At 60.2% G+C, this 20,696-nt stretch carries 17 protein-coding genes; 7 read left to right on the top strand and 10 right to left on the bottom strand.

Features of this window, described 5'->3' with window-relative positions; all coding sequences use genetic code 11:
- Positions 1-78: 78 nt before the first annotated feature.
- On the top strand, positions 79-978 hold the full coding sequence (locus N436_RS13960; RefSeq protein ID WP_110741352.1) for an alpha/beta hydrolase: 900 nt from the start codon (positions 79-81) through the stop codon (positions 976-978).
- 158 nt (positions 979-1,136) lie between these two features.
- On the opposite strand, the gene N436_RS13950 is transcribed toward N436_RS13960, so the two are convergent.
- The 5 genes from N436_RS13950 to N436_RS13930 all read right to left on the bottom strand — a co-directional run bounded on the left by N436_RS13950 (position 1,137) and on the right by N436_RS13930 (position 5,985).
- Positions 1,137-1,628 (bottom strand): DUF1543 domain-containing protein, encoded by a 492-nt coding sequence (locus N436_RS13950; RefSeq protein WP_110741351.1) that lies wholly within the window; start codon positions 1,626-1,628, stop codon positions 1,137-1,139.
- A gap of 97 nt (positions 1,629-1,725) precedes the next feature.
- The gene (gene hutH, locus N436_RS13945) at positions 1,726-3,249 is read right to left on the bottom strand and encodes a histidine ammonia-lyase (protein ID WP_110741350.1); all 1,524 of its coding nucleotides are present in this window, start codon (positions 3,247-3,249) and stop codon (positions 1,726-1,728) included.
- 12 nt (positions 3,250-3,261) lie between these two features.
- The gene (locus tag N436_RS13940; RefSeq protein WP_110741349.1) at positions 3,262-4,095 is read right to left on the bottom strand and encodes a glycine betaine/L-proline ABC transporter ATP-binding protein; all 834 of its coding nucleotides are present in this window, start codon (positions 4,093-4,095) and stop codon (positions 3,262-3,264) included.
- Positions 4,092-4,943 carry a proline/glycine betaine ABC transporter permease gene (locus N436_RS13935; protein WP_105947784.1) on the bottom strand — a complete coding sequence of 284 codons (852 nt, stop codon included), beginning with the start codon at positions 4,941-4,943 and terminating at the stop codon, positions 4,092-4,094. Before N436_RS13935 ends, N436_RS13940 begins: the two co-directional genes overlap by 4 nt.
- Positions 4,944-5,016: 73 nt before the next feature.
- A complete protein-coding gene (locus tag N436_RS13930; RefSeq protein ID WP_110741348.1) occupies positions 5,017-5,985 on the bottom strand; it encodes an ABC transporter substrate-binding protein in 969 nt (322 codons plus the stop codon).
- Positions 5,986-6,182: 197 nt separating this feature from the next.
- Between N436_RS13930 and N436_RS13925 the strand changes: the two genes are divergently transcribed.
- Positions 6,183-7,097 carry a LysR family transcriptional regulator gene (locus N436_RS13925; protein ID WP_105947782.1) on the top strand — a complete coding sequence of 305 codons (915 nt, stop codon included), beginning with the start codon at positions 6,183-6,185 and terminating at the stop codon, positions 7,095-7,097.
- A 42-nt stretch (positions 7,098-7,139) separates the two neighbouring features.
- On the opposite strand, the gene N436_RS13920 is transcribed toward N436_RS13925, so the two are convergent.
- Positions 7,140-8,240: an SDR family oxidoreductase gene (locus tag N436_RS13920; protein WP_105947781.1), complete on the bottom strand. Its 1,101-nt coding sequence runs from the start codon at positions 8,238-8,240 to the stop codon at positions 7,140-7,142.
- A gap of 73 nt (positions 8,241-8,313) precedes the next feature.
- On the opposite strand from N436_RS13920, the gene N436_RS13915 reads away from it, so the two are divergent.
- The 4 genes from N436_RS13915 to N436_RS13900 all read left to right on the top strand — a co-directional run bounded on the left by N436_RS13915 (position 8,314) and on the right by N436_RS13900 (position 12,667).
- Positions 8,314-8,700: a MerR family transcriptional regulator gene (locus tag N436_RS13915; RefSeq protein ID WP_105947780.1), complete on the top strand. Its 387-nt coding sequence runs from the start codon at positions 8,314-8,316 to the stop codon at positions 8,698-8,700.
- Positions 8,701-8,792: 92 nt separating this feature from the next.
- Positions 8,793-9,317, top strand: a complete 525-nt coding sequence (locus N436_RS13910; RefSeq protein WP_104834928.1) for an RNA polymerase sigma factor — start codon at positions 8,793-8,795, stop codon at positions 9,315-9,317.
- Positions 9,314-10,150 (top strand): FecR family protein, encoded by an 837-nt coding sequence (locus N436_RS13905; RefSeq protein WP_110741347.1) that lies wholly within the window; start codon positions 9,314-9,316, stop codon positions 10,148-10,150. Before N436_RS13910 ends, N436_RS13905 begins: the two co-directional genes overlap by 4 nt.
- A 78-nt stretch (positions 10,151-10,228) precedes the next feature.
- On the top strand, positions 10,229-12,667 hold the full coding sequence (locus N436_RS13900) for a TonB-dependent receptor (RefSeq protein WP_110741346.1): 2,439 nt from the start codon (positions 10,229-10,231) through the stop codon (positions 12,665-12,667).
- A 101-nt stretch (positions 12,668-12,768) separates the two neighbouring features.
- Here N436_RS13900 and N436_RS13895 read toward each other — a convergent pair whose 3' ends face one another.
- The 3 genes from N436_RS13895 to N436_RS13885 all read right to left on the bottom strand — a co-directional run bounded on the left by N436_RS13895 (position 12,769) and on the right by N436_RS13885 (position 15,556).
- Entirely contained in the window at positions 12,769-13,773 is a 1,005-nt protein-coding gene (locus N436_RS13895) for an AraC family transcriptional regulator (protein ID WP_110741345.1), read from the bottom strand.
- Positions 13,774-13,851: 78 nt separating this feature from the next.
- On the bottom strand, positions 13,852-14,634 hold the full coding sequence (locus N436_RS13890; protein ID WP_110741344.1) for an SDR family oxidoreductase: 783 nt from the start codon (positions 14,632-14,634) through the stop codon (positions 13,852-13,854).
- A gap of 487 nt (positions 14,635-15,121) precedes the next feature.
- Entirely contained in the window at positions 15,122-15,556 is a 435-nt protein-coding gene (locus N436_RS13885; RefSeq protein WP_110741343.1) for a PRC-barrel domain-containing protein, read from the bottom strand.
- A 439-nt stretch (positions 15,557-15,995) separates the two neighbouring features.
- Here N436_RS13885 and N436_RS13880 point away from each other — a divergent pair, with 439 nt between their 5' ends.
- Positions 15,996-16,511 carry an MgtC/SapB family protein gene (locus N436_RS13880; RefSeq protein WP_110741342.1) on the top strand — a complete coding sequence of 172 codons (516 nt, stop codon included), beginning with the start codon at positions 15,996-15,998 and terminating at the stop codon, positions 16,509-16,511.
- 40 nt (positions 16,512-16,551) lie between these two features.
- Here N436_RS13880 and N436_RS13875 read toward each other — a convergent pair whose 3' ends face one another.
- Positions 16,552-20,661: a CheR family methyltransferase gene (locus N436_RS13875; RefSeq protein ID WP_110741341.1), complete on the bottom strand. Its 4,110-nt coding sequence runs from the start codon at positions 20,659-20,661 to the stop codon at positions 16,552-16,554.
- Positions 20,662-20,696 lie beyond the last annotated feature (35 nt).

The raw sequence follows: 20,696 nt of genomic DNA, 5'->3' as shown, positions 1-20,696 counted from the left end.
ACCCGCGCAAGCATATCGCCCTGCGCAATCCAGCACTCGCGCCCTTGCCCGGCGCGCTGCCCTCCCGGAGGCAACACCATGCAAGACGTCCAGTTCAACAACCGCAACATCGTGATGGCTGGCCACCTTTACCTGCCGACTGCGTTCGAAGAAGACAAGCAGTACCCTGCGATCGTCACCGTCCACCCAGGTGGCGGCGTGAAAGAGCAGGCTGCGGGCACTTACGCCCGGCTGCTGGCCGAGCAGGGCTTCGTCACCCTGGCCTTCGATGCGTCCTACCAGGGCGCCAGCGGCGGCGAGCCGCACTTCCTCGATGAGCCGATGAACCGTGTGGCCGATGTGTACAGCGCGGTTGATTACCTGACCACCCTGGGCTTTGTCGACGCCCAGCGTATCGGTGTGTTGGGGATCTGCGCCGGTGGCGGGTTTGCGGCCAAGGCCGCCTCGGTCGACCGCCGTATCAAGGCGCTGGCCACCGCCAGCGCGGTCAATGTAGGCACGGCCACCCGCAAAGGCTGGGAGGGCAAGGGCTCGATCAACGACCTGCTGCCGCTGCTCGATGCCCTGGCCGGGCAACGTACGGCCGAAGCGGCCGGCGCCGAGCCTGTGTACGCCCCCTATGTGCCGCAACTGGGCGACACCAGCGCGCCCCGTGACCTGCAAGAAGCCGCCGACTACTACCTTACGCCTCGCGCCCAGCACCCCAACGCGCAGAACAAGATGCTGATGAACGGCCTGGGCGCCTGGGTCGCCTTCGATGCCTTCGACCTGGTCGAGCAGTTGCTGACCCAGCCAACGCTGGTCATCGCCGGCAGCGAAGCCGGTTCGCTGTGGCACAGCCAGGAATTGCACGCCAAGGCACAGGGTAACAAAGAGTTGGTGGTGCTCGACGGCTTGGCGCACATGGACCTGTACGACGGCCCGGGCGTACATAAGGCCTTGCAGCATCTGACGCCGTTCTTCCAGGCAAACCTCTGAGCGTATAAAGCGCTGGTGTCGATCGCCGGGGTCAACTTCGGCCGCCTGATTCGTGAAGGCTTCAGCAACTTCCAGCCGGTCAATGCCGAGTCACTGTTTACGTTTGGCAGGGTTTTCGGGTCAAAAAACGGGCTGGTTCTGACCTGGGCTCATAGGCTTCAGAGCAGGATGTAGTCGCTGAACTGGCGGATACCCGCATGCTCACCCTTGACCAGATGCACATAGCGTCCTGCCACCAGGTCGACCGGCAGGCAATCGTCGACATCCAGCACGGCGTCGGTATGCGGCTTGAGCCAATCTTCTGCCATGCGTTGCTTGCCCAGGCGCTTGGCCTCGGCCTTGTCGACAGCCGCCACCAGCAGGTACCGGTGAGCTTCGCCGAATACCTGCCGTTCATAACCGCCCAGGTTCAGGAAAAACAAGCGCATGGCGCCGGGGCCGGGGGCTACCTGGCTCAGTTCGACACGGTAGCCATCGACCCCGCCGACTTCCAGCCAGGAGTCGATGTGCAGGCCTTGTGCGCTGCCGAACCAGGCTTCGCGCAACTGGGGATGGAGCTGTTCAAGGGTGTCGGCCTGGGCGAAGACCACATCGTGGACTTCGATACGGGCTCGAGGGTGGCGACCGCCAAGCATGACGATGTAGAGCATGAGTAATCCTTTGGGGCAGCATCAAGCGCTGTAGTGTGAACACCCAGGCGCTGTTCGCCAAGCGCACAATCCATCGCACGGCGCCGTTCAGCACGCGTCATAGCAGCCAAGGAAAGGCAGCACCTGGCAGGCCGGGATCCTTCAGGATTGATGCACTGCTGGCGATGTCCGGTGCCAGCCAACGGTCCTGGACGTAGGCCGGCACCCGTTCGCGCAACAACCGCCAGGCTACGTGGGTACCTGCGCCAAAGCGCTGCTCCTTGAGGAACTCGAATGCCTGGGCCGCCAACAGGTACTCGATGGCAAGGATCTGCGTACAGTTCTCCAGGGCGCGGTGCAGCTTCAACCCGGCGTTGGTGCCCATGCTCAGGTGATCCTCCTGCAGACCAGAGGTGACGTAGTTGTCGACGACTGCCGGTTGTGCGAGCTGACGGTTTTCTGCACACAGTGAAGCAGCCACGTACTGGACAATCATCATGCCCGAGTTCACACCCGGTTGGCTGACCAGGAAAGCCGGCAAGCCGCTGACCAGCGGGTTGATCAGGCGATCGAGTCGGCGCTCGGCAATCGCCCCGATCTCGGCCACCGCGATAGCCAGCAAGTCGGCCGCCATGGCCACCGACTGGCCGTGCGGATTCGCCTGGGAAACCACCCGATACGACTCGGGTGTACCGAGCAACATGGGGTTGTCGGTCGTGGAGTTGAGTTCGGTTTCGATCTGCCGCGCAGCGTGATCCAGCTGATCGCGCGCGGCGCCATGAACCTGCGGAATCGAGCGAATGCTCAAGGCATCCTGGGTGCGAATGCCATGGCTATTGGCAATGATTTCGCTGCCGTCGAGCAGGCGACGCAGGTTACTGCCCACGCGCTGCATGCCGGGGTGCGGTTTCATCGCGATGATTTCGGGGTCGAAGGCATCGAGTTGGCCCCGCAGGGCCTCGAAGCTCATGGCGCCGATGATGTCCGCCCATTGGCTCAGGCGCGTGGCGTCGTCCAAAGAAAGGCAGCTCAGGCCCGTCATGCAAGGGGTACCGTTGACCAGGCACAGGCCATCCTTGGCGCCCAGTTTGACCGGCGCCAGGCCGACCTCGGCCAAGGCTTGCTGCGCCGGCACGATCTGCCCGCGATAGCTGACCTGGCCTACGCCCAGCAAGCTGATGCTGATATGCGCCATGTGGGTCAGATACCCCACAGAACCCTGTTTCGGAACCTGCGGGGTGATGTGCTGGTTAAGCAAGGTCAGCAGCGCCTCGACCACCTTGCGCTGAAGGCCGGAACGGCCCTGGCTGAAATTGATGATGGCTGCGCACATTATTGCTCGGGTCTGTTCGTCCGACAGCGCTGAGCCCACGCCACAGGCGTGGCTGAGCAAGGTGTTATGCGACAGCTGGCTGAGCTGTTCATCCTGCAGCGAAACATTGCACAAGGCGCCAAGCCCGGTGTTGACGCCATAGGCGCGTTCACCGCTGGACACGATGCGCCGGACAATCGCCTGGGCGTTCTCGATCCGCGCCCAGGCCGATGGGGCCAGCTCAAGCTTCGCCCCGTGTCGGGCCACTGCCACCACGTCCTGCCAGCGAACTGGCGCGTCGGCGATGATGATTTTTTCGGCAAGTGGCATACAGGCGGTTCCTTAAAGCGAAGCTACACGGCGCTGCACGAAACGGTCTACGTATTCGTCCGCAGGCTGGTAGAGGATTTCTTTCGGCGTGCCGACCTGGATCAGGCGACCGTCCTTGAGAATGGCAATCCGGTTGCCGATACGCACCGCTTCGTCCAGGTCGTGGGTGATGAAGACGATGGTCTTGTGCAGGGTCTTTTGCAGTTCCAGCAACTGGTCTTGCATCTCGGCGCGAATGAGCGGGTCGAGGGCACTGAAGGCTTCGTCCATCAGGATGATGTCGGTGTCGGCTGCCAAGGCACGGGCCAGGCCGACGCGCTGACGCATGCCGCCTGATAACTGGTGCGGGTACGACTTTTCGTAACCCTTCAGGCCCACGGTGTTGATCCAGTGCAGGGCACGCTCGGTGCACAAGGCCTTGCTCTCGCCACGCACTTTCAGGCCGTAAGCAACGTTGTCCAGCACAGTGCGGTGCGGCAGCAGGCCGAAGCTCTGGAACACCATGCTGATCTTGTGCCGGCGAAATTCGCGCAGGGCTTGCAGGTCGTATTGCAGGATGTCTTCGCCATCGACCAGGATCTCACCACTGGTCGGGTCGATCAGGCGGTTGAAGTGACGCACCAGGGTCGACTTGCCCGAGCCCGACAGCCCCATGATCACGAAGATTTCACCGCTGCCGATGGACAACGACAGATCGTTGACCCCGACCACGCAGCCGGTTTCGGCCAGGACCTGATCTTTGGTTTTTTTCTGGCGGATCAGTTTCAGGGCATCTTCGGCGCGGGCACCGAACACCTTGAAGACGTTTTTGACTTCGATCTTGTTCATCGCTTGCTTGGCGCTCATTTGCCCACCCCATGCCGTGGTCGGCCATAGGCCTGGGTAATGCGGTCGATCACAACCGCCAGAATCACAATGGCCAGGCCCGCTTCAAGGCCGCGGCCCACGTTCAGGGTCTGGATGCCGACCAGGACGTCTTCACCCAGGCCACGGGCACCGATCATTGATGCGATGACCACCATCGACAGGGCCATCATGGTGGTCTGGTTGATCCCGGCCATGATGCTCGGCAAGGCCAGTGGCAGCTGCACGCCGAACAGTTGTTGCATGCGATTGGCACCGAATGCATTGATCGCCTCCATGACCTCGCCATCCACCTGGCGAATGCCCAGGTCGGTCAGGCGAATCAGCGGCGGGGCGGCATAGATGACGGTGGCAAAGATCGCCGGCACCTTGCCCAGGCCGAACAGCATCAGCACCGGAATCAGGTACACGAAGCTGGGCATGGTTTGCATGATGTCGAGCAGCGGCATCAACACTGCCCGCAGGCGATCGTTGCGCGCCGACAGGATACCCAGCGGAATGCCGACCAGGACCGATATCAGCGTTGCCACCAGCATCAGCGCCAGGGTCTGCATCAGCTTGTCCCAGAGCCCGACCGCACCGACCAGAAAGAGCAGGCCGACGATCACGGCAGTGGGCACGACCTTGCGGGTGGCGTGCCAGGCAATACCCGCGACGATGGCCAGCGTCAGCCACCAGGGGGTTGCGCGCAGCAGGCCTTCGAGGTTGACGATGGCCCACAGCAGGGTGTCGGAGATGTGCCGGAACACGTCACCGTAGTTGGTTACAAGCGCGTCGACCCAGCCATTGACCCAGTCGGCAATGGAAAACGTGAAGTTTTTGGGAAACATGGAATTCTCTCGAGCAAGTGTATGAAGCGGACTGTCGTGTCTTACCCGGCAGGCGCCGGAGGAGCCCACACGCTCAGAGTGCCGCGTCTACCTTTTTGGCTGCGTCTTCGCTGACCCAGCTGTGCCAGACTTCGGGGTGTTCCTTGAGGAACAACCTGGCCAGTTCCGGCGATTCGATACGTTCCTTGGTCATGCGCCCCAAGTTCTGGTTAAGCAGATCGACCGGCAGGTTGACCTTTTCCAGCACCGCCACCAGTTCCGGCGCTTGCTCGTGGAAGGTCTTCGACACACCCACCTTGATGGTCAGGGATTTATCCACGCCCGGCTTTTCGTCCAGCTTGACCAGGTCCAGCTGGCCCATCAGCGGCGTCGGCGACCAGTAGTAGAACAGGATGGGCTCGCCACGCTTGTAGCTCGACAGTACGGCAGCATCCAGTGCCGGGCCGGTGCCAGGGCGGAAATTGGTATAGGTGCTTTCCAGGCCGTAGCTTTTCAGCATCGCGCTGTTGTCCAGCTCGCAGGTCCAGCCGGCCGGGCAATTGTAGAAGCGCCCCTTGTCCGGCTCTTCCGGGTCCTTGAATACTTCGGCGTATTGCCCCAGGTCGGCGATGTTCTTGAGGTTCGGTGCCTTGGCTTCAAGTTTGCGCTTGGCATCGCCTTCGATCACATAACGCGGCACATACCAACCTTCGACCGCACCAGCGACCGGCGCGCCGACGCCAACCACCTTGCCCGCAGCCGCAGCCTTGTTCCACACCTCGCTGCGCCCCACCCACTCTTCGGCAAACACCTGAATATCGTTGCTGCTCAGTGCGTTTTCCATGGAAATGGAGTTACCCGGCAGGCTATCGGTATCGCAGCCATAACCATGCTTCAGCACGAACTGCATCACGTCAGTGAGCAGCATCCCGCTTTCCCAGTTCAAACCTGCGAATTTCACCGGTTTGCCAGACTCGCACCAGCCGGCCGCCTGGCTGGCGTCAGCCGCCGCCAGCAGCCCGAACGATAGTGTCGTGGTCAACAGAGCCTTTGTAATTTTCATTGTGACGCTCCCAAACAAGAATGGAGTGCGGCAGTTGAGGGCATCCGGCCCAAAGAGGGTCGCCAAACGGGCTGATAAGCCTTGTAATCGGCGTTGGCGTGGCACTTCTGATCGGTGGCCACTGCGCAGGAGAAATATTTCACAACCTCAAAAAAGGATAAAATAATATGTGCTGATGTATCACAACGGAAAAAGCTATGAAGTTCACACTGCGCCAGCTTCGCTATGCGCTAGCCGCGGCCAAGCACGGTAACCTGACGACTGCCGCCATGGAGCTTCATGTTTCACAGCCCTCCATTTCGGCGGCCATCACCGAACTGGAAGAGGTGTTGGGCCAATCGATTTTCGTGCGCCAACGGGGCCTCGGGATATCGCTGACCCCGTTCGGTCGCACCGTCATGGTCCAGGCCCGTCGCGTTCTGGCAGAGGCTCGCACCTTCGCCGAGATCAATGCCAATGCAGGGGAGTGCGTCGGCGAACTGGTGGTCGGATGCTTTGAAGACCTGGCGCCCTATTGCCTGCCACAAATTGTGCGGCGGATGCAGGAGTCTTGCCCAAGGGTCACTGTCGATATGCGCGAAGGCAGTTTCGACTATGTTGGCAAGCGGCTGGGTGAAGGGGCGATAGAGTTGGCAATCACCTACGATCTGGGTTTGCCGCCGAATACGCAATGCACCCAGTTGTGTGAACTGACAGCTCAGGTACTGTTGTCGGCCGATCACCCGCTGGCCAAGGAATCGCGTGTCAGTCTCAAGGCGCTATCCGAACACACGCTGGTCGTTACCGATCAGGTCCACAGTTGGCAGCATGTGTTGGACCTGTTCAGCTTTTACGATCTTTCACCCGCCGTTGTGCACCGTGTGCGCACGTTCGAGTTGCAGCGCAGCCTCGTCGCCAACGGGTTTGGCGTGGCGCTGATTTATACCCGGCCGTTTGGTGACCGTAGTTATGATGGTCAAGCGCTGGTCTGCAGGCCGACCCTGGAGAAACTGCCAACGCATAGCATTGTACTGGCGCATGATCAGCGCTATCCGCTGACGCCTTCGGCCGAGGCGTTCAAGGAGCTGGCGGTGGCATGGTTCGCGGAACGACCGTCGTTTGCATCCGAGTGAATAATGGGTGGCGGGATTACGCGCTCTTTCACAACCCGTTTGTTATTTCCCGGCAGGGTTTGCAGAAGTGTGAACATGACGATTGGGCAAGTAACCCTGGACGTAATGCACGGTCTTTTCCAACGTTCGCGCCATGTCGGGATGTGCCAGCTGATACTTGAGTTCCAGTTGCTGGCTGTCACTCATGTCGAAGCGCTGCGTCTGGACGAAGTTCAGCGACTCGGCGCTGATCGATAATCGGGTGGCCAGTCCGGGAATCGCCAATAGCCACTTCAGCAATCCTATAGGTACATGGCGGCGGGGAGCCCTTGTATTCAGCGTTTGTGCCAATTGTTCGAGCATACCCTGTAGGTTCGGCGTGTGCTCATACAGCGCCAGCACCTGCCGGTTGGCCATTGACGGGTCGAACGCCACGCAGGTCATCATCTTTACCAGGTAATCGACGCTGACCAATGGCAACCAGTGCCTGGCGGAACCCGGGACAGCCTTGAACCGGCCCAGTGCCAGATTTCGAATGAGATCCACCAGAGGTTGTCCTTCAGGGATGTGTCCACTCTCGCTGTGACCACACACCGTAGCAGGATGAACGATCGCGTAATCTGCGCCTACTTCCTGCATGTAACGGATGACGGCGAAATGGGACTCCAGCTTGCTGCCTTCGTAGCCACCCACACGGCCGTAGACTGCAGGCCAATTGGTGTTTTCAGGGCGCTCGTTATCAACCCCGATACTTGCAAGATGGGTAAGGTTCTGCAGCATATAACCGCCCACCATCAGCAAGCGGATACGCAGGCTCGCCGCGAGCCTGGCGACGTTCCGCGCCCCTTGTACATTGACTGCGCGGGCCTGCTCCATTGTCAGGCCCCAGGTAAACTGCGCCGCGAGGTGGAAGACCACAGCGACCGATGCTACGCATTGCCTGCCTGTTTCGCTGAGTCCGAGCCCATCCCTGCTGATATCTCCCCCAACTGCATGAATATACGCAGGGTTACCTCCCAGTTGCCCGACTTGCTCTTTGAGGCGTCCGATATTTTCAGGGTTGCGCATGAGCACCCAGGTCTTATGCCCTGTCGCGGTAAGATGGGCCAGCAGATGTTGACCCACAAACCCACTGCCGCCTGTGACGAAGCACTCCACGCTCATACCTGAATCCTTGTTTGAATGATCGGCGCAGGCTAAGGTGTAGAGCGTACTCTACAGTCAAGGAGTTTTTACTGTGAATGTTGGAGAGTTGGAGCGCCGGAGTGGAGTCGGCCGCCATACATTGCGCTATTACGAGCAACTCGGGCTTATCGTGGCCCATCGCCAAGCCAACAACTACCGCAGCTACAGCGACCAGACCGTTGTTGACCTGGCCTTTATTCAAAGTGCCCAGAGCGGCGGTTTTTCGCTCGCCGAGATCGGCGACATCCTTGCGGCCAAGCGGGGCAATACGATCGATTGTGCGCAAGGCGCGATGTTGGTGGCCAGCAAGATGGCCGACATTCAAGCGAAGATCACCACGCTGCAAGCCGCGTATAACCTTCTGGGCGCGGAGCGCGCAAAGCTTGAAGCCAGTGCCGTTGCCAACGGGCTGACCATTGCTCACCTTCCTGCGATTTAGCATACCGCAACGCGGTAGTTGGTTTATTCGCAATTATTTCTCATTTACACTTGTGTCTTGTTTCGGAGCCTACCTCTTATCCAGGATGCATCGTGTCGTTCGATCCCGCCAAACCGACGCTGCTGTCTACATTGGTACGTCACTATGACGATCTGGTGGACCACATTCGCCGACGCTTCGGCGACAGAAGCATGGCGCGTGATGTGGTGCATGACGTGTGCGTGCAGTTGCTTGAGCGCGGTGAGAAAGAAGACGTTCGAACCCCACTGGCCTTGCTACGAAAAATCTCCCACGATACCGCTATTAGTCGCTATCGTAGCGATCGCCGCCGAGGCGCCTGGGTAGAGGCGGTCTCCGAGCTGCCTGAGGTGGCCTGCCCGGCAGCCACCCCGATGACCAGGTATGACAGCGAGCGCGAGTTTCAACTGCTCGTCGACGCGATCACAGACCTCCCACCTCGCTGCCAAGCTGTTTTCGTCATGCACAAGATTCACCAAATCCCCCAGGCAGAAGTAGCCACTCGCCTCGGTATTTCCATCAAGACCGTGGAAAAGCACCTGCGCCTGGGGCTGGCGGCATGCAGGCAACGGCTTGGGCGTGATGAGGTGCGCCCATGACGAAGCAACCCGAACAGGTGCCACTGGACGAGGCGCTTGGGCGACATCGTGAAGAGCTCAAGCAGCTGTTCCCCATGCCGCCGTCCAGGCCTGCGCCCTCGAAGGCAGCAAAGTCGGCAGGTATCACGCTGGCGGTTGCGATCGCCTTTGCAGGCCTGGCCTGGCTCAACCCTGCCTACAAGAGCGAGCGTTTCGCTACCGCCATTGGTGAGCGGCGTGCTGTGCTGCTGAATGATGGAAGCAAGCTGCTGCTCGACAGTGGCACGCATGTCGATATCAGCTGGCGTCTGCTCAGCCGCGAAGTCGACCTGCGCGCAGGGCAGGCGCTTTTCGATGTCTCCTCGGCCGTGTACCGCCCCTTTGTAGTGTCCGCTGGCCTGGCGAAGGTCGAGGTGCTCGGTACGCTGTTCAATGTCCGCCGGCTGGATAACGACGCGGTGCGTGTGACCCTGGCCCGTGGACGCGTGGACGTCACCGCTGCAGCTGCAGAACACGCGCCTGTCACCCTCAGGCCAGGGCAACAGGTCGACTCGATTGGCGGGCAACTGATGCCGGTTGCGAAGGTCGACGCCTTGAAGGCGATGGCCTGGAAAGATGATCGCATCGTGTTCGAGCAGACGCCGCTGGATGAAGCGGTGTCGTTGCTGCGTCACTATCGCAAGGCATCCATTGAGCTGAGCGACCCAAGCTTGGCTGCACTCAAGGTGACAGGGGTCTTCGAAGCGCACAATGTCGACCGACTGCTGGATCTGCTACCGAGCATCCTGCCCGTCGCCGTGTTGAAAACAGAGGATGGCAGCGTCCGGATTCAACGTAAATCGGCAAAAAAATAAAGCTCAAGCGCAGGTAGGGTTTCTCGATTCCCATGGCGGCTATTGAAAAAAGCCCAACCAGAAAAAGGAACTCGAGACGTGCATTTTCCCCTCCGCAGTCGCCAACTACGCCTGTCATTGCTCGCCAGTAGCCTGCTCATCGCAATGTCGGCCCAGGGCCGGGAAAAGGTGAACGTGGATCTCCCCACCGCACCGCTGGGGGAGGCCATCAACGCCCTTGCACAGCAGTCTTCGGTACAGGTCATCTTTGCCAGCGATCTCGGTGCAGGGCGAAACGCGCCTGCGGTGAAAGGGCGGTTCACACCTGAGCAAGCACTTCAAACGCTGCTCAAGGACAGTGGCTTGCAGGTACAGGCCAAGGATGAGCGTACGTTCGTCATCGTCGCGCAGGGTGCCCCTGCATCCAGCCCCGTGACCCAGAGCGTGCCCGTGGAAATGGCGCAGATGGAAATCACCGCCTCGCGCACCAGCAGCAGCCTGGTTTCCGCAACGCGGCAATCCACCGTTCTTGAGCATGAACAACTGCAGGAGCTGCGCCAGGGTTCAGAGAGCCTGGCCACGGTACTGGCCAAGGCGATTCCGGGCATGTCCGACTCCAGCCGCACCATCACCGAGTATGGCCAGACCCTGCGCGGGCGCAGCATGCTGGTCATGGTTGACGGGGTGCCGCTCAACACCAACCGCGACTCTTCGCGCAACCTGGCCAACATCGAACCGGCGCTGATCGAACGGGTCGAAGTCATCCGTGGCAGTAGCGCCATCTACGGCAGCGGCGCCACGGGGGGCATCATCTCCATCACTACACGACCTGCCGGTGGTGAAAACCGTGCCGAAACCAGCCTCAGCGCCACCTCGCCACTTACCCGCCTGGGCAGCGATGGCCTGGGGGGCCAGTTCCAGCAGTATTTCGCAGGCTCTCAGGGGGCAGTGGACTATGCGTTCGACTTCGGCACCCGCCACATCGGTGCCTCGTACGATGCGCATGGCGACCGGATCGCCCCGGAGCCCAGTCAAGGCGACCTGTTCGATTCGAACATCTACAACATCGGCGGCAAGCTGGGGCTGCACATCGACGAGAACCAGCGAATCCAGCTTGCAGTCAGCCACTACGATGCACGCCAGGACACCGATTACGCTACAGACCCAAGCGTCGCGAAACTCCCCGCAGGCTCTGTGCCGGCCAATGCGATCAAAGGCCTGGATCTTGACGAACAGAACCGCATTCGCAACACGCTGGTGAACCTGGAGTACGAGAATCTCGACATTCTCGGCAGCCGGCTTTCTGCCCAGATGTACTACCGGGACTACTTCACCCGCTTCACGCCGTTCGACGCCCGTGCCGTTGCTACCCGCGGCGGCAACGTGGACCAGATCATGCAGAACAGCGAAGTGTTCGGCAGCCGCCTGACCCTGCGCACGCCACTTGGCGACAGCGGCAGTACCGAGCTGGTGTGGGGTGGCGACTATAACCAGGAGCGCAGCGACATGCCGCTCGATATCTTCGATCCTGCGGTTTATGACGCCAGTGGCGGCCTGGTCTTCGACAAGACCGGCAAGCTCACCTACATGCCCCCGCTGAGGACGCGAAGCGCCGGTGCGTTCGCCCAGCTACAGCATCGCTTTGATGAGCATTGGTCTGTCGACGGCGGCCTGCGCTACGAATACTCCACTGCCGAATTCGATGACTTCGTTCCGTTGTCCGAATCCACCGCTGCCTCCCCGGTGGCGGTGAAGGGGGGCGAAGTTCATTACGATGCGGTGCTGTCGAACCTGGGCATCGTCTACTCACCGGTACTCGGCCAGGAGATCTACGCCTCCTTCAGCCAGGGCTTCCAATTGCCCGACGTGGGCATTCAATTGCGCAATGCGCGCCGTGGTTTCGACATCGGCGCATCGAACCTGGAACCGGTCAAAACCAACAACTATGAGCTTGGCTGGCGAGGAGAGCTGGGCAGCAACACCCTCGGCACCTTGGCGCTGTTCTACACCACCTCCAAATTGGGGGATGTGCAGAGTTTCAACAATGGCCTGATTCTGACCCGCACCAAGGAGCGCATCTACGGAGCCGAAGCCAGTGCAGATTGGCTGTCGGACGATGCGGTGTGGGGCGCAGGGGGGAGTGCGACCTGGATGCGCGGACGAGAAAAACCGGATGGCAAAGGCTGGCAAGACATGACCGGCTATCGCGTTCCGCCCCTGAAGCTGACCGCCTACGTCCAGTACAAGCCGACACTGGAGTGGAGCAACCGCTTGCAAGCTACGTTCTTCGACGCCAAGGACTATAGGCTCGATGGCGTGGACAGCTTTGGTCGGCATCAAGTGAGTAGCTATACGACAGTGGACCTGGTCAGCCAGTACCAGATATCCGCTGACGACAAGGTAAGCGTCGGCATCCAGAACCTGTTCAATCGCGACTACTACCCGCTCTACAGTCAATTGCTGCGCAATAACAACAACACCAGCCACTTGCCAGCACCCGGCACTGTGTTGACTGCCAGTTATACGCACAATTGGTAAGGTGGCGAGCATCACCGGGCCGGTATCGAGCCCGGTGGTTGTTTACAGCTTTCGCGCTACCTGCGATGAGCGCTTCCGACGCCAGAACTGCCATTCAGCCCTCACATCAAGTAGCTGTGCTGCCTCCGGTATTCGCCCGGTGTCATGCCAGTCCAGGCTTTGAAAGCGCGCAGGAAAGCATTGGCATCCATGAACCCGATCAGGAACGCAATTTCCCCGGGTGACAGGTTTGAGCGAGACAGGTAGTGGCGAGCCAGGCCCTGACGTGTGTCGTTGAGTATCTCCTGATAGTTCAGCGCCTCGTCTGCAAGATGGCGCTGGAGGGAGCGCTTGCTCATCGCCAGGCGACTGGAAACATCCTGGATGCTGCTCCGCCCGCTCGGCAGCATGTCGAGCAGCGCGCTGTGTACTCGTTCTTGAGTGGTGGCGCCGGCTTCGAGTTTTGAAAGCCGGGTCCGGAGTTCCGGTTCAAAGAACTGCCACATGGAAACGTTCTCGGTAAGGAAAGGGCGCGAAGCATCTTCTTTGGAGAAGCGAATACGATTGCAGTCGCCTTGCCGCAAGCTACATCCCAGGAACGCCTCGCAAGGCTTTGCCGGTTCGGGCAACGCCACCAGCTCTGCCTCCAGCGGGGTGATCGTTTGCCTTGTGGCGAGGCGCGCCAAGTGGGTAAGGAAGACCAGTTCCATCGCAAGGAGGCTGCGCGGGAGCGGACGGTCGTATCCATAGCACTCGATAAAAACCTCGGTGCACGCGTCGTGGAAGACCACATCCAGCGCCAAGGGACCACACAGACGCTTGTATTCGGCAAGCCGGGTGAGCGCTACGTTGAAGTCGGGGCTGCACAGGCAAGCAAAAAGAGCTGGATCGAAGGCTTCTACTGAAATGGCACCACCGAGTCGGAGTGGCAGATGCGACTCTCCGACCAACTGCTCAAGGCTCTCGAAAAGTCGAAAATACTCAGGTGGCGAGAGCACGGCGTCCTTGCGGCTGAACAGATCAGCCGGTAGTTCGGCCAACGCCAGCAAGTCCCCGGGCGCTACGCCCAAATCAGCAATGATCACTTTCCACCCAGCATGCACGGCGAAATTCTTGGCTTGTTTCATTATCGAGGCATCTCTTCGCAGCGCATTGCCGTAGCACGCACGTCAACAAGGGGAACGGGTAGGGCTTTTCTGGCCTTCTCAGGATGCCTTTTCCATTGCCTTGCGGGACATCCTGAGCACCAGTTTGCGAGGCAACAGCGGAACAATCCAGTCGAGCATCACGCGCAACTTGCCTTCATTGAACGTAACCAGTTCACCGCGTTCCATGGCCTGGTAACCGCATTGCGCCACGGATTGTGCCGTCTTGGCATTTTTCCAGACATCCACCCCCTGCAGATCCCCTGCGGCGACGAAACCTGTTGCGACCGCTCCTGGGCACAGTGCAGTGGCGGTTACACCGTATTCCCTGACTTCCTCGGCGATAGCCTGGGTGAAGGAGGTCACGAATGCCTTGGTGGCGTAGTAAACCGCCTGGAGGGGGCCTGGTATGAACGAGGCGGTCGACGAGACGTTGAGAATACGCCCGCGTCGACGCGAGACCATTGCCTTCAGGTAATGATGGGTCAGAGCGGTAAGCGCGCCCATGTTCACTTGCATCATGGCGAGGTCGGCAGCGATGTTGCGCTCGACAAATTTCCCGTGGCCACCGAACCCGGCGTTGTTGATCAGAACGTCGATGGACAATCCCAATGTTTCGGTGGCAGCGAATACCCGATCTGCTGCGCCAGGATCGGCCAGGTCTTCCACGATTACATACACTTTCACGCCGTATCGTGTCTGAAGTTCCTGCTTGATGGACTCCAGCTTGTCACGCGAGCGCGCTACCAGGACGACATCGCCACCCTTGGCTGCATGGAGGCGTGCCAGTTCCAGTCCGATGCCACCCGAGGCGCCAGTAATCAATGCGGTTTCAGTAACCATGTTATCTCCTTGCTTGGTGCAATGCGTTTGGGCAAGGAGATGCTACGGTGCGCGGTCGGGTATGGCACTAGCACAAAATGCCATGGCTAATTCCGATTGCGCCAAGCTGTGTTCACGTGACGTGAGCCAATGTATCTAAAGGCTTCAAGACGCTTTGTGGAACTTGATTAGAGACTATCGGGGTCGCCGAAGAACATTTGGACATGCCTCTGGAACGGCATTTCTGTCTTCAAAAAGCACAAATGTACCCCCAAAAATACCCTCGATACCCCCAGCAGGATACACGATCGAGAATGGCGATTTCTGACAGCTGTCGAGATGGTGCAGCTTGGATTTCAGTGTATCTCCATGGCGGTGTGGTCGAAAGCAGGACAGTGCCGCGTCCGTATGGAAATTTTTTCACACGGCCGCTTTCGACCCAAAGCCGCCTGTCATGACCCTCTTGGTCAGGATAGGCTTGGCCGGAAGCCCGGCCAAGCAGGGCACATCACAGCCGGGGATCGCTTTCCCACCTGGTGCCATAGTAGTCGTGGATACCTCTGCCCCAAGTCGGATCGCTCATGTTTGGCCAGTTGTCCTTATCGAAGCCTGGGGCGTTCTTCAGGCGGTCCTTGTCGGCATCAAGGACGAAGCGTTTGTTCACCGTATCCAGGCGCAAAGCAGCCCACGGCACGGCGAACAGCTTTTCACCCATCCCCAGGAAACCGCCAAACGACAGTACAGCGTACGCAACCTTGCCGCTGGCGGTGTCCAGCATGATTTCCTTGATGTCACCCAAGTCTTCGTTTTGCGTGTTATACACGTCGTTGCCGATGAGGGTATCCGCGCCCATCAGCCGCGGCCCCGGGCCGCGTTCTCCCTCGGCAGTGAAATCGGTCCGTCCCTTGTACATACCGTACTTGTCGCGTTCTTCGAAATTCATAGTACGCTCCTGGCCAGCGGCCACAGGCAGTAGAGCCCCTCGACTCTTGGTTCAAGGCTGCTCGGGTGACGCCGGCGGGAATGTCGGCGTCATCTGACGTTTTATAACCGCGCGATATCCCTCGAGCATTTAGCAAGGCTCGTACGAGAAACGGGCGGGACAGCGAGCGACGGAATAGGACACTAAGCTACGACAGCCTGGATACGTTCTGCGGCGCTCAGAATAGGAGAGTGGTCAGCATAACCAGCCGTTCGCTATTTGCGACCAGTGGTGGGACATGGAGTCGACTTGAGCGTTCGATGCAGCAAACGTGCAGTGCACGCAGTCACATACTGTAACTGCCTCCGGAAGACCCGGCCATGCCCATCAAGATCGTAAAAACGCCTATCCGCGTACGCGCCAGCAGAGGCCTAACGTGTAAACGGCCCGGACCCCATCCATGGATCTGATCTGGCAAACAATCCAGGCCGAATTCGCCGATATTGGCGATGAGCGCGAGATCGTGCGAATTCTGGTACGGCTGGTGATGGCTGCCGTACTGGGCGCGGTACTGGGCTTCGAGCGCGAGCACAAGGGCAAGTCCGCCGGGGTGCGCACGCACATGCTGGTTTCGCTGGGCGCGGCGCTGTTTGTGCTGGCACCGAGCATGGCCGGCGCCGACGAACAGGCGCTCAGCCGGGTGATTCAGGGTATCGTCGCCGGTATCGGCTTTCTGGGTGCGGGTACCATTCTCAAAGGCAATGGCCAGGACACCAGTCATGTCAAAGGCCTGACCACAGCGGCGGGGCTATGGATGACGGCGGCCATCGGTACGGCAGCGGGGATGGGACGCGAAGCCACGGCGCTGGTCAGCACGGTGCTGGCGCTGTTGGTGCTGGGCACGATGCCCTTGCTGGTGGACAAGGTCGAAGGGCAGGACGAAGAAAAACAGAAGGAGGAGGGCAGGAAGCACTGAGGACGTGGGTCGCCCCCCCGCAAAGCCTGCCTGCCCTTGTTCAGACCGACGCTGATCCATTTAGGCGCTCGATCGCGTCGATCAGGTCGTCATAGCCCACAGGCTTGTTCAGGTGACGGTCGAACCCGGACTGGCGAGACTTGTATTGGTCGGCGCTTGCCCCATAGCCAGTCAACGCGATGGCCGGGATGTAGCGCAGATGCTCCAGGCCGCGCAGCGCCCGGATCAGAGCATGGCCATCCATGCCAGGCATGCCGATGTCGGAAATGATCACGTCGTAACGCGCATTTGCCGCCGACTGCAGCGCCAGTTTCGGGTCGCTGTAGGCATCGACGTCGGCATCTTCCATCAACAGCAATTGTTCCATCACTTCCAGCACATCGACCGAGTCATCCACCAGCAGGATGCGAACCCCTTTCAGCCGACCTTCTGAGGGCAGCACTTCGCCCTGCACCTGGGGTTGCTGGGCGTACGCGCACAAAGGCAGAGTGATGATGAACGTACAACCGTGGCCTATTCCGGGGGACTCTACGCTGACCGCTCCGCCATGGGCTTCTACCAATTGACGAACCAGGGAAAGGCCAATACCTAGCCCCTCTCGCCCATGGCCGGTGGGTGCAGCCTGGTTGAACAGCTCAAAAATATCTTCCAGGGAGTTCTTGGCGAGGCCTATGCCCTGATCGATGACTTCAAGTCGCGCCTGCTCATCCTGCCGAGCAAGTCTCAACAGAATTTCGCCATCGGCAGGGCTGAACTTCAGTGCGTTGTTCAGCAGGTTCCAGATGATCTGCTCGACACGGGTGCTGTCGGCCTCCACATAGACCGGTTCGCCATCGGCCGGCAGCGTCAGCCGAACTTTGCGACTGCGCTGCTCGTTGCAGGCTACGGAGCAGATACCCTGCAGCACGGCGCACAAATCGACCGGCTGGGTCTTCAGTTTGAGCTTGCCCGTGCGGATGCGCGCTACATCGAGCAAGTCATCGATGATCCGCGCCTGGCTGGTGACCGCTTCGCGAATGAAGTTGACCGCTTTGCTCGCCATGCCGGTACTTGTGACCGATGGTATACGTCGCAAGATATCGGCATTGAGCTGAATCAGGTTCAACGGGTGCTTGAGCTCGTGGGACATCACCGCGAAGAACTCGTCCTTCATGTGGCTGGAGCTTTGTGACTCGGCCAGGCGCTTGCTTTGTTCGTCCTGCAGGCGCTTGTGGCCAGTGAGGTCACGGGCTATCTTCACGTAACCGCGCAGGCTGCTGCCCTTGAGGCGTGAAACTTCCCCACTGCAGTAGAAGCGGCTGCCGTCCTTGCGCACATGCCAGCGTTCGTCCTGGCCTCGGCCATGCAGGCGAGCGGCACGCAGTTCACGTTCTGGTTCGCCTTCTTCGCGGTCCTGATCGGTGAAGATCAGCGCATAGTGCTGGCCAATCACTTCATCCTTGGCGTAGCCGAAGATCAACGCAGCGCCCGTGTTCCAATCGATGATCAGGCCCTGTTCGTCAAGCAGGATGATGGCGAAGTCATGGGTGCTCTCAGCGACCAGGCGCATGCGCTCCTCACCTTGGCGCAAGCGTTCTTCGGCTGCGCGGCTTTTGGTGATATCAATGAATGTCAGCACGGTGCCATCGACATTCTGCTCGCTGGCCCGATAAGGCAGAAGGCGCGCCAGGTACCAATGCTGGTCCTGCCCAATCACTTCACGCTCGATCGTGGTTTCGCGCTCGATCACCGCACGCGCATCGTCCGCCAGGCCTGGGTACTCCAGGCGATGGGTGATGTCCAGCAGCGAGCGGCCGGTGTCGACCGGCAGCATGCTGAAAATATCGGTGGCCCTGGGGGTGAACCAGCGAATGTGCAGGTTGCGGTCGACGAACACGGTGGCGATCTGGGTGGAGGCGATCAGGTTGCTCAGGTAGTCGTTGATCTTGTCGGTTTCATCGACCTTGGTCTTGAGCTCGTAGTTGACCGTCAGCAATTCCTCGTTGATTGATTGCAGCTCTTCCTTGCTGGTTTCCAGCTCTTCGCTGGCCAGGCGCAGCTCCTCGTTGACCGCCTGCATTTCTTCGTTCGAGGCCATCAGCTCCTGGCTGGAGATATCCGACTGCTCGATGGTTTCCTGCAACTGCTGACGGGTACGCTGCAGTTCGCGCTCCAAGGTGCTCAACACCATGCCTTCGGTTTGCTGAATAGCAGGCGGGTTGTGGGGATCAGCTTCGCGAACCTGGAAAACCACCAGCAGGCATTCGCTGCCACTGGGTTCGTCCTGGTGGGGCAGGACCTGTAACTGGACTTCGACGCGCTGATCGTCGACGGTGGTGATCACAGCGCCCGAGCTGACTGGCTGGCCGGTGTTCTGGGCCTGCAACAAGGTACTGCGCAGGGCAGGGCGCAGCGGCGCGAGTACCAGATTGAGCAGGCTGGGGCTGACTTCGCCACCGGCGTGGCGCAGGAAGCGGCCGACGCCATCACTCATGTGCAAGATGTTGCCATCGCCATCGACGATCAGGCTGGGCGGTGTGCGCCTGGACAACGCCCGGTGATGGATTTCAGCATAGGACAGCTTGCGCAGGGGCTTGGGTTTGGCGCGTACTGCTTGCGTGTCGGGCGTCTGAAGCCGCCCCGGGCGGCGCGCCGGTTCTACTTCCCTGGCGCGGAAGATGCGATGGCGTTTGTCCACGGCAATAAACAGGTCGGTCGCCACGTCCGCTGATTCCGAACTGCCCAGGAACAGGTAACCTCCTTTGCGCAGGGCGAAGTGGAACAGCCGCAGGATTTCCCGTTGCACTTCCCGGTCCAGGTAGATGAGCAAGTTACGGCATACCACCAGGTCCAACTGAGAGAACGGTGGATCGGACAATAGGTTGTGCCGGGCGAACAGCACTTTTTCGCGAATGTCCTTGCGTACGCGGTAATTCTGATCTTCCTTGATGAAGAACTGGCGCAGCCTGGCCGTGGGAACATCGGTGGCGATGGCATCGGGGTAAACGCCCAGCCGACCGACATTGATCGCGCGCTCGTCGAGGTCGGTGGCGAACACCTGCACCTTGGCACTGCGCTGCTCCATCGCCAATTGCTCGGTTGCCATCATCGCCAGGCTATAGGCTTCCTCGCCGGATGAACACCCCGCCGACCAGATGCGTATTTCGCGCTGCGGATCCTCGCTGTCGTCGTTGGCCAGCCCCGGCATCGCCTGTTGTTGCAACGCTTCGAAGGCGTCCCGGTCGCGAAAGAAGTTGGTGACCCCGATCAGCATGTCCGCCAACAGGGCGCGAGACTCCTCAGGATGCCGCTCGAGGTAGTCGCGGTAACCGGCAAGGTCGGTCTGCGCGGTGACGTGCAGGCGACGTTCAAGCCGGCGCAGGACGGTCGCGCGCTTGTAGTGCTGGAAGTCGTGGCCGGTGCTGGCATGCAGCCGGGCGAGGATGTCGTCGAGTAGCGGGTCGCATTGGGCTGGGTCGCCTGAGCGTTCGCCTAGCGGCGGCGGGAGGCTGTCATCCTCGATTTCCGGCAGTTTGACCTTCTGAGCCGAGCGCCACAGTTCCACCAGCTTGCCCGGTATCTCGGTCACCGGAAGGATCAGGTCGACCATGCCGGTGGCGATGGCGGCCTTGGGCATGTCAGGATACTGGGCGTCATCGGGCGACTGCACAAGGGTCACGCCACCCTGTTCCTTGATGCGCGACAGGCCCACTGCGCCATCGCTGCCGCTGCCCGAAAGGATCACGCAGAACGCATGGTCCTTGTGCACATCAGCAAGGTCGCGGAAGAACAGGTCGATGGCGACGTGGTCGCCTCGGCTGCGCCTGGCCGGGCTGACCCGCAGGTAGCCGTCATTGGTGGACAGGCGGTTGGCCGGCGAAATGACATAGACGTGATCACGCTCGATCGGTACCGGCTCGCTTACCTGGCACACCGGCATGCGCGTGACGCGCTGGATCAAGCGGTCGGCCTGGCTTTGGTGGTCCGGCGACAAGTGCAACACCACAACGAACGCCATGCCGCAGTTTTCGGGGGCGTGCTGGAAAAACGCCTGGACCGCCTCCAGCCCGCCGGCCGATGCACCGATACCCACCACTGGAAAGTCCAGATGGCTGGGGCTTAGCGCAGGGTTTTGCGGCGAGGCGAGCGTGGGCTTGCTGGACGATTTCATGGGCACGAGCCTTGTGCGAACCGAAAGTGAGCAGT

It is taken from the genome of Pseudomonas sp. RV120224-01b, assembly GCF_003208145.1.
GTDB classification, from domain to species: domain Bacteria; phylum Pseudomonadota; class Gammaproteobacteria; order Pseudomonadales; family Pseudomonadaceae; genus Aquipseudomonas; species Aquipseudomonas monteilii.
Note: the sequence above shows the minus strand (reverse complement) of the source record. Positions and strands in the feature narration are given on the sequence as shown.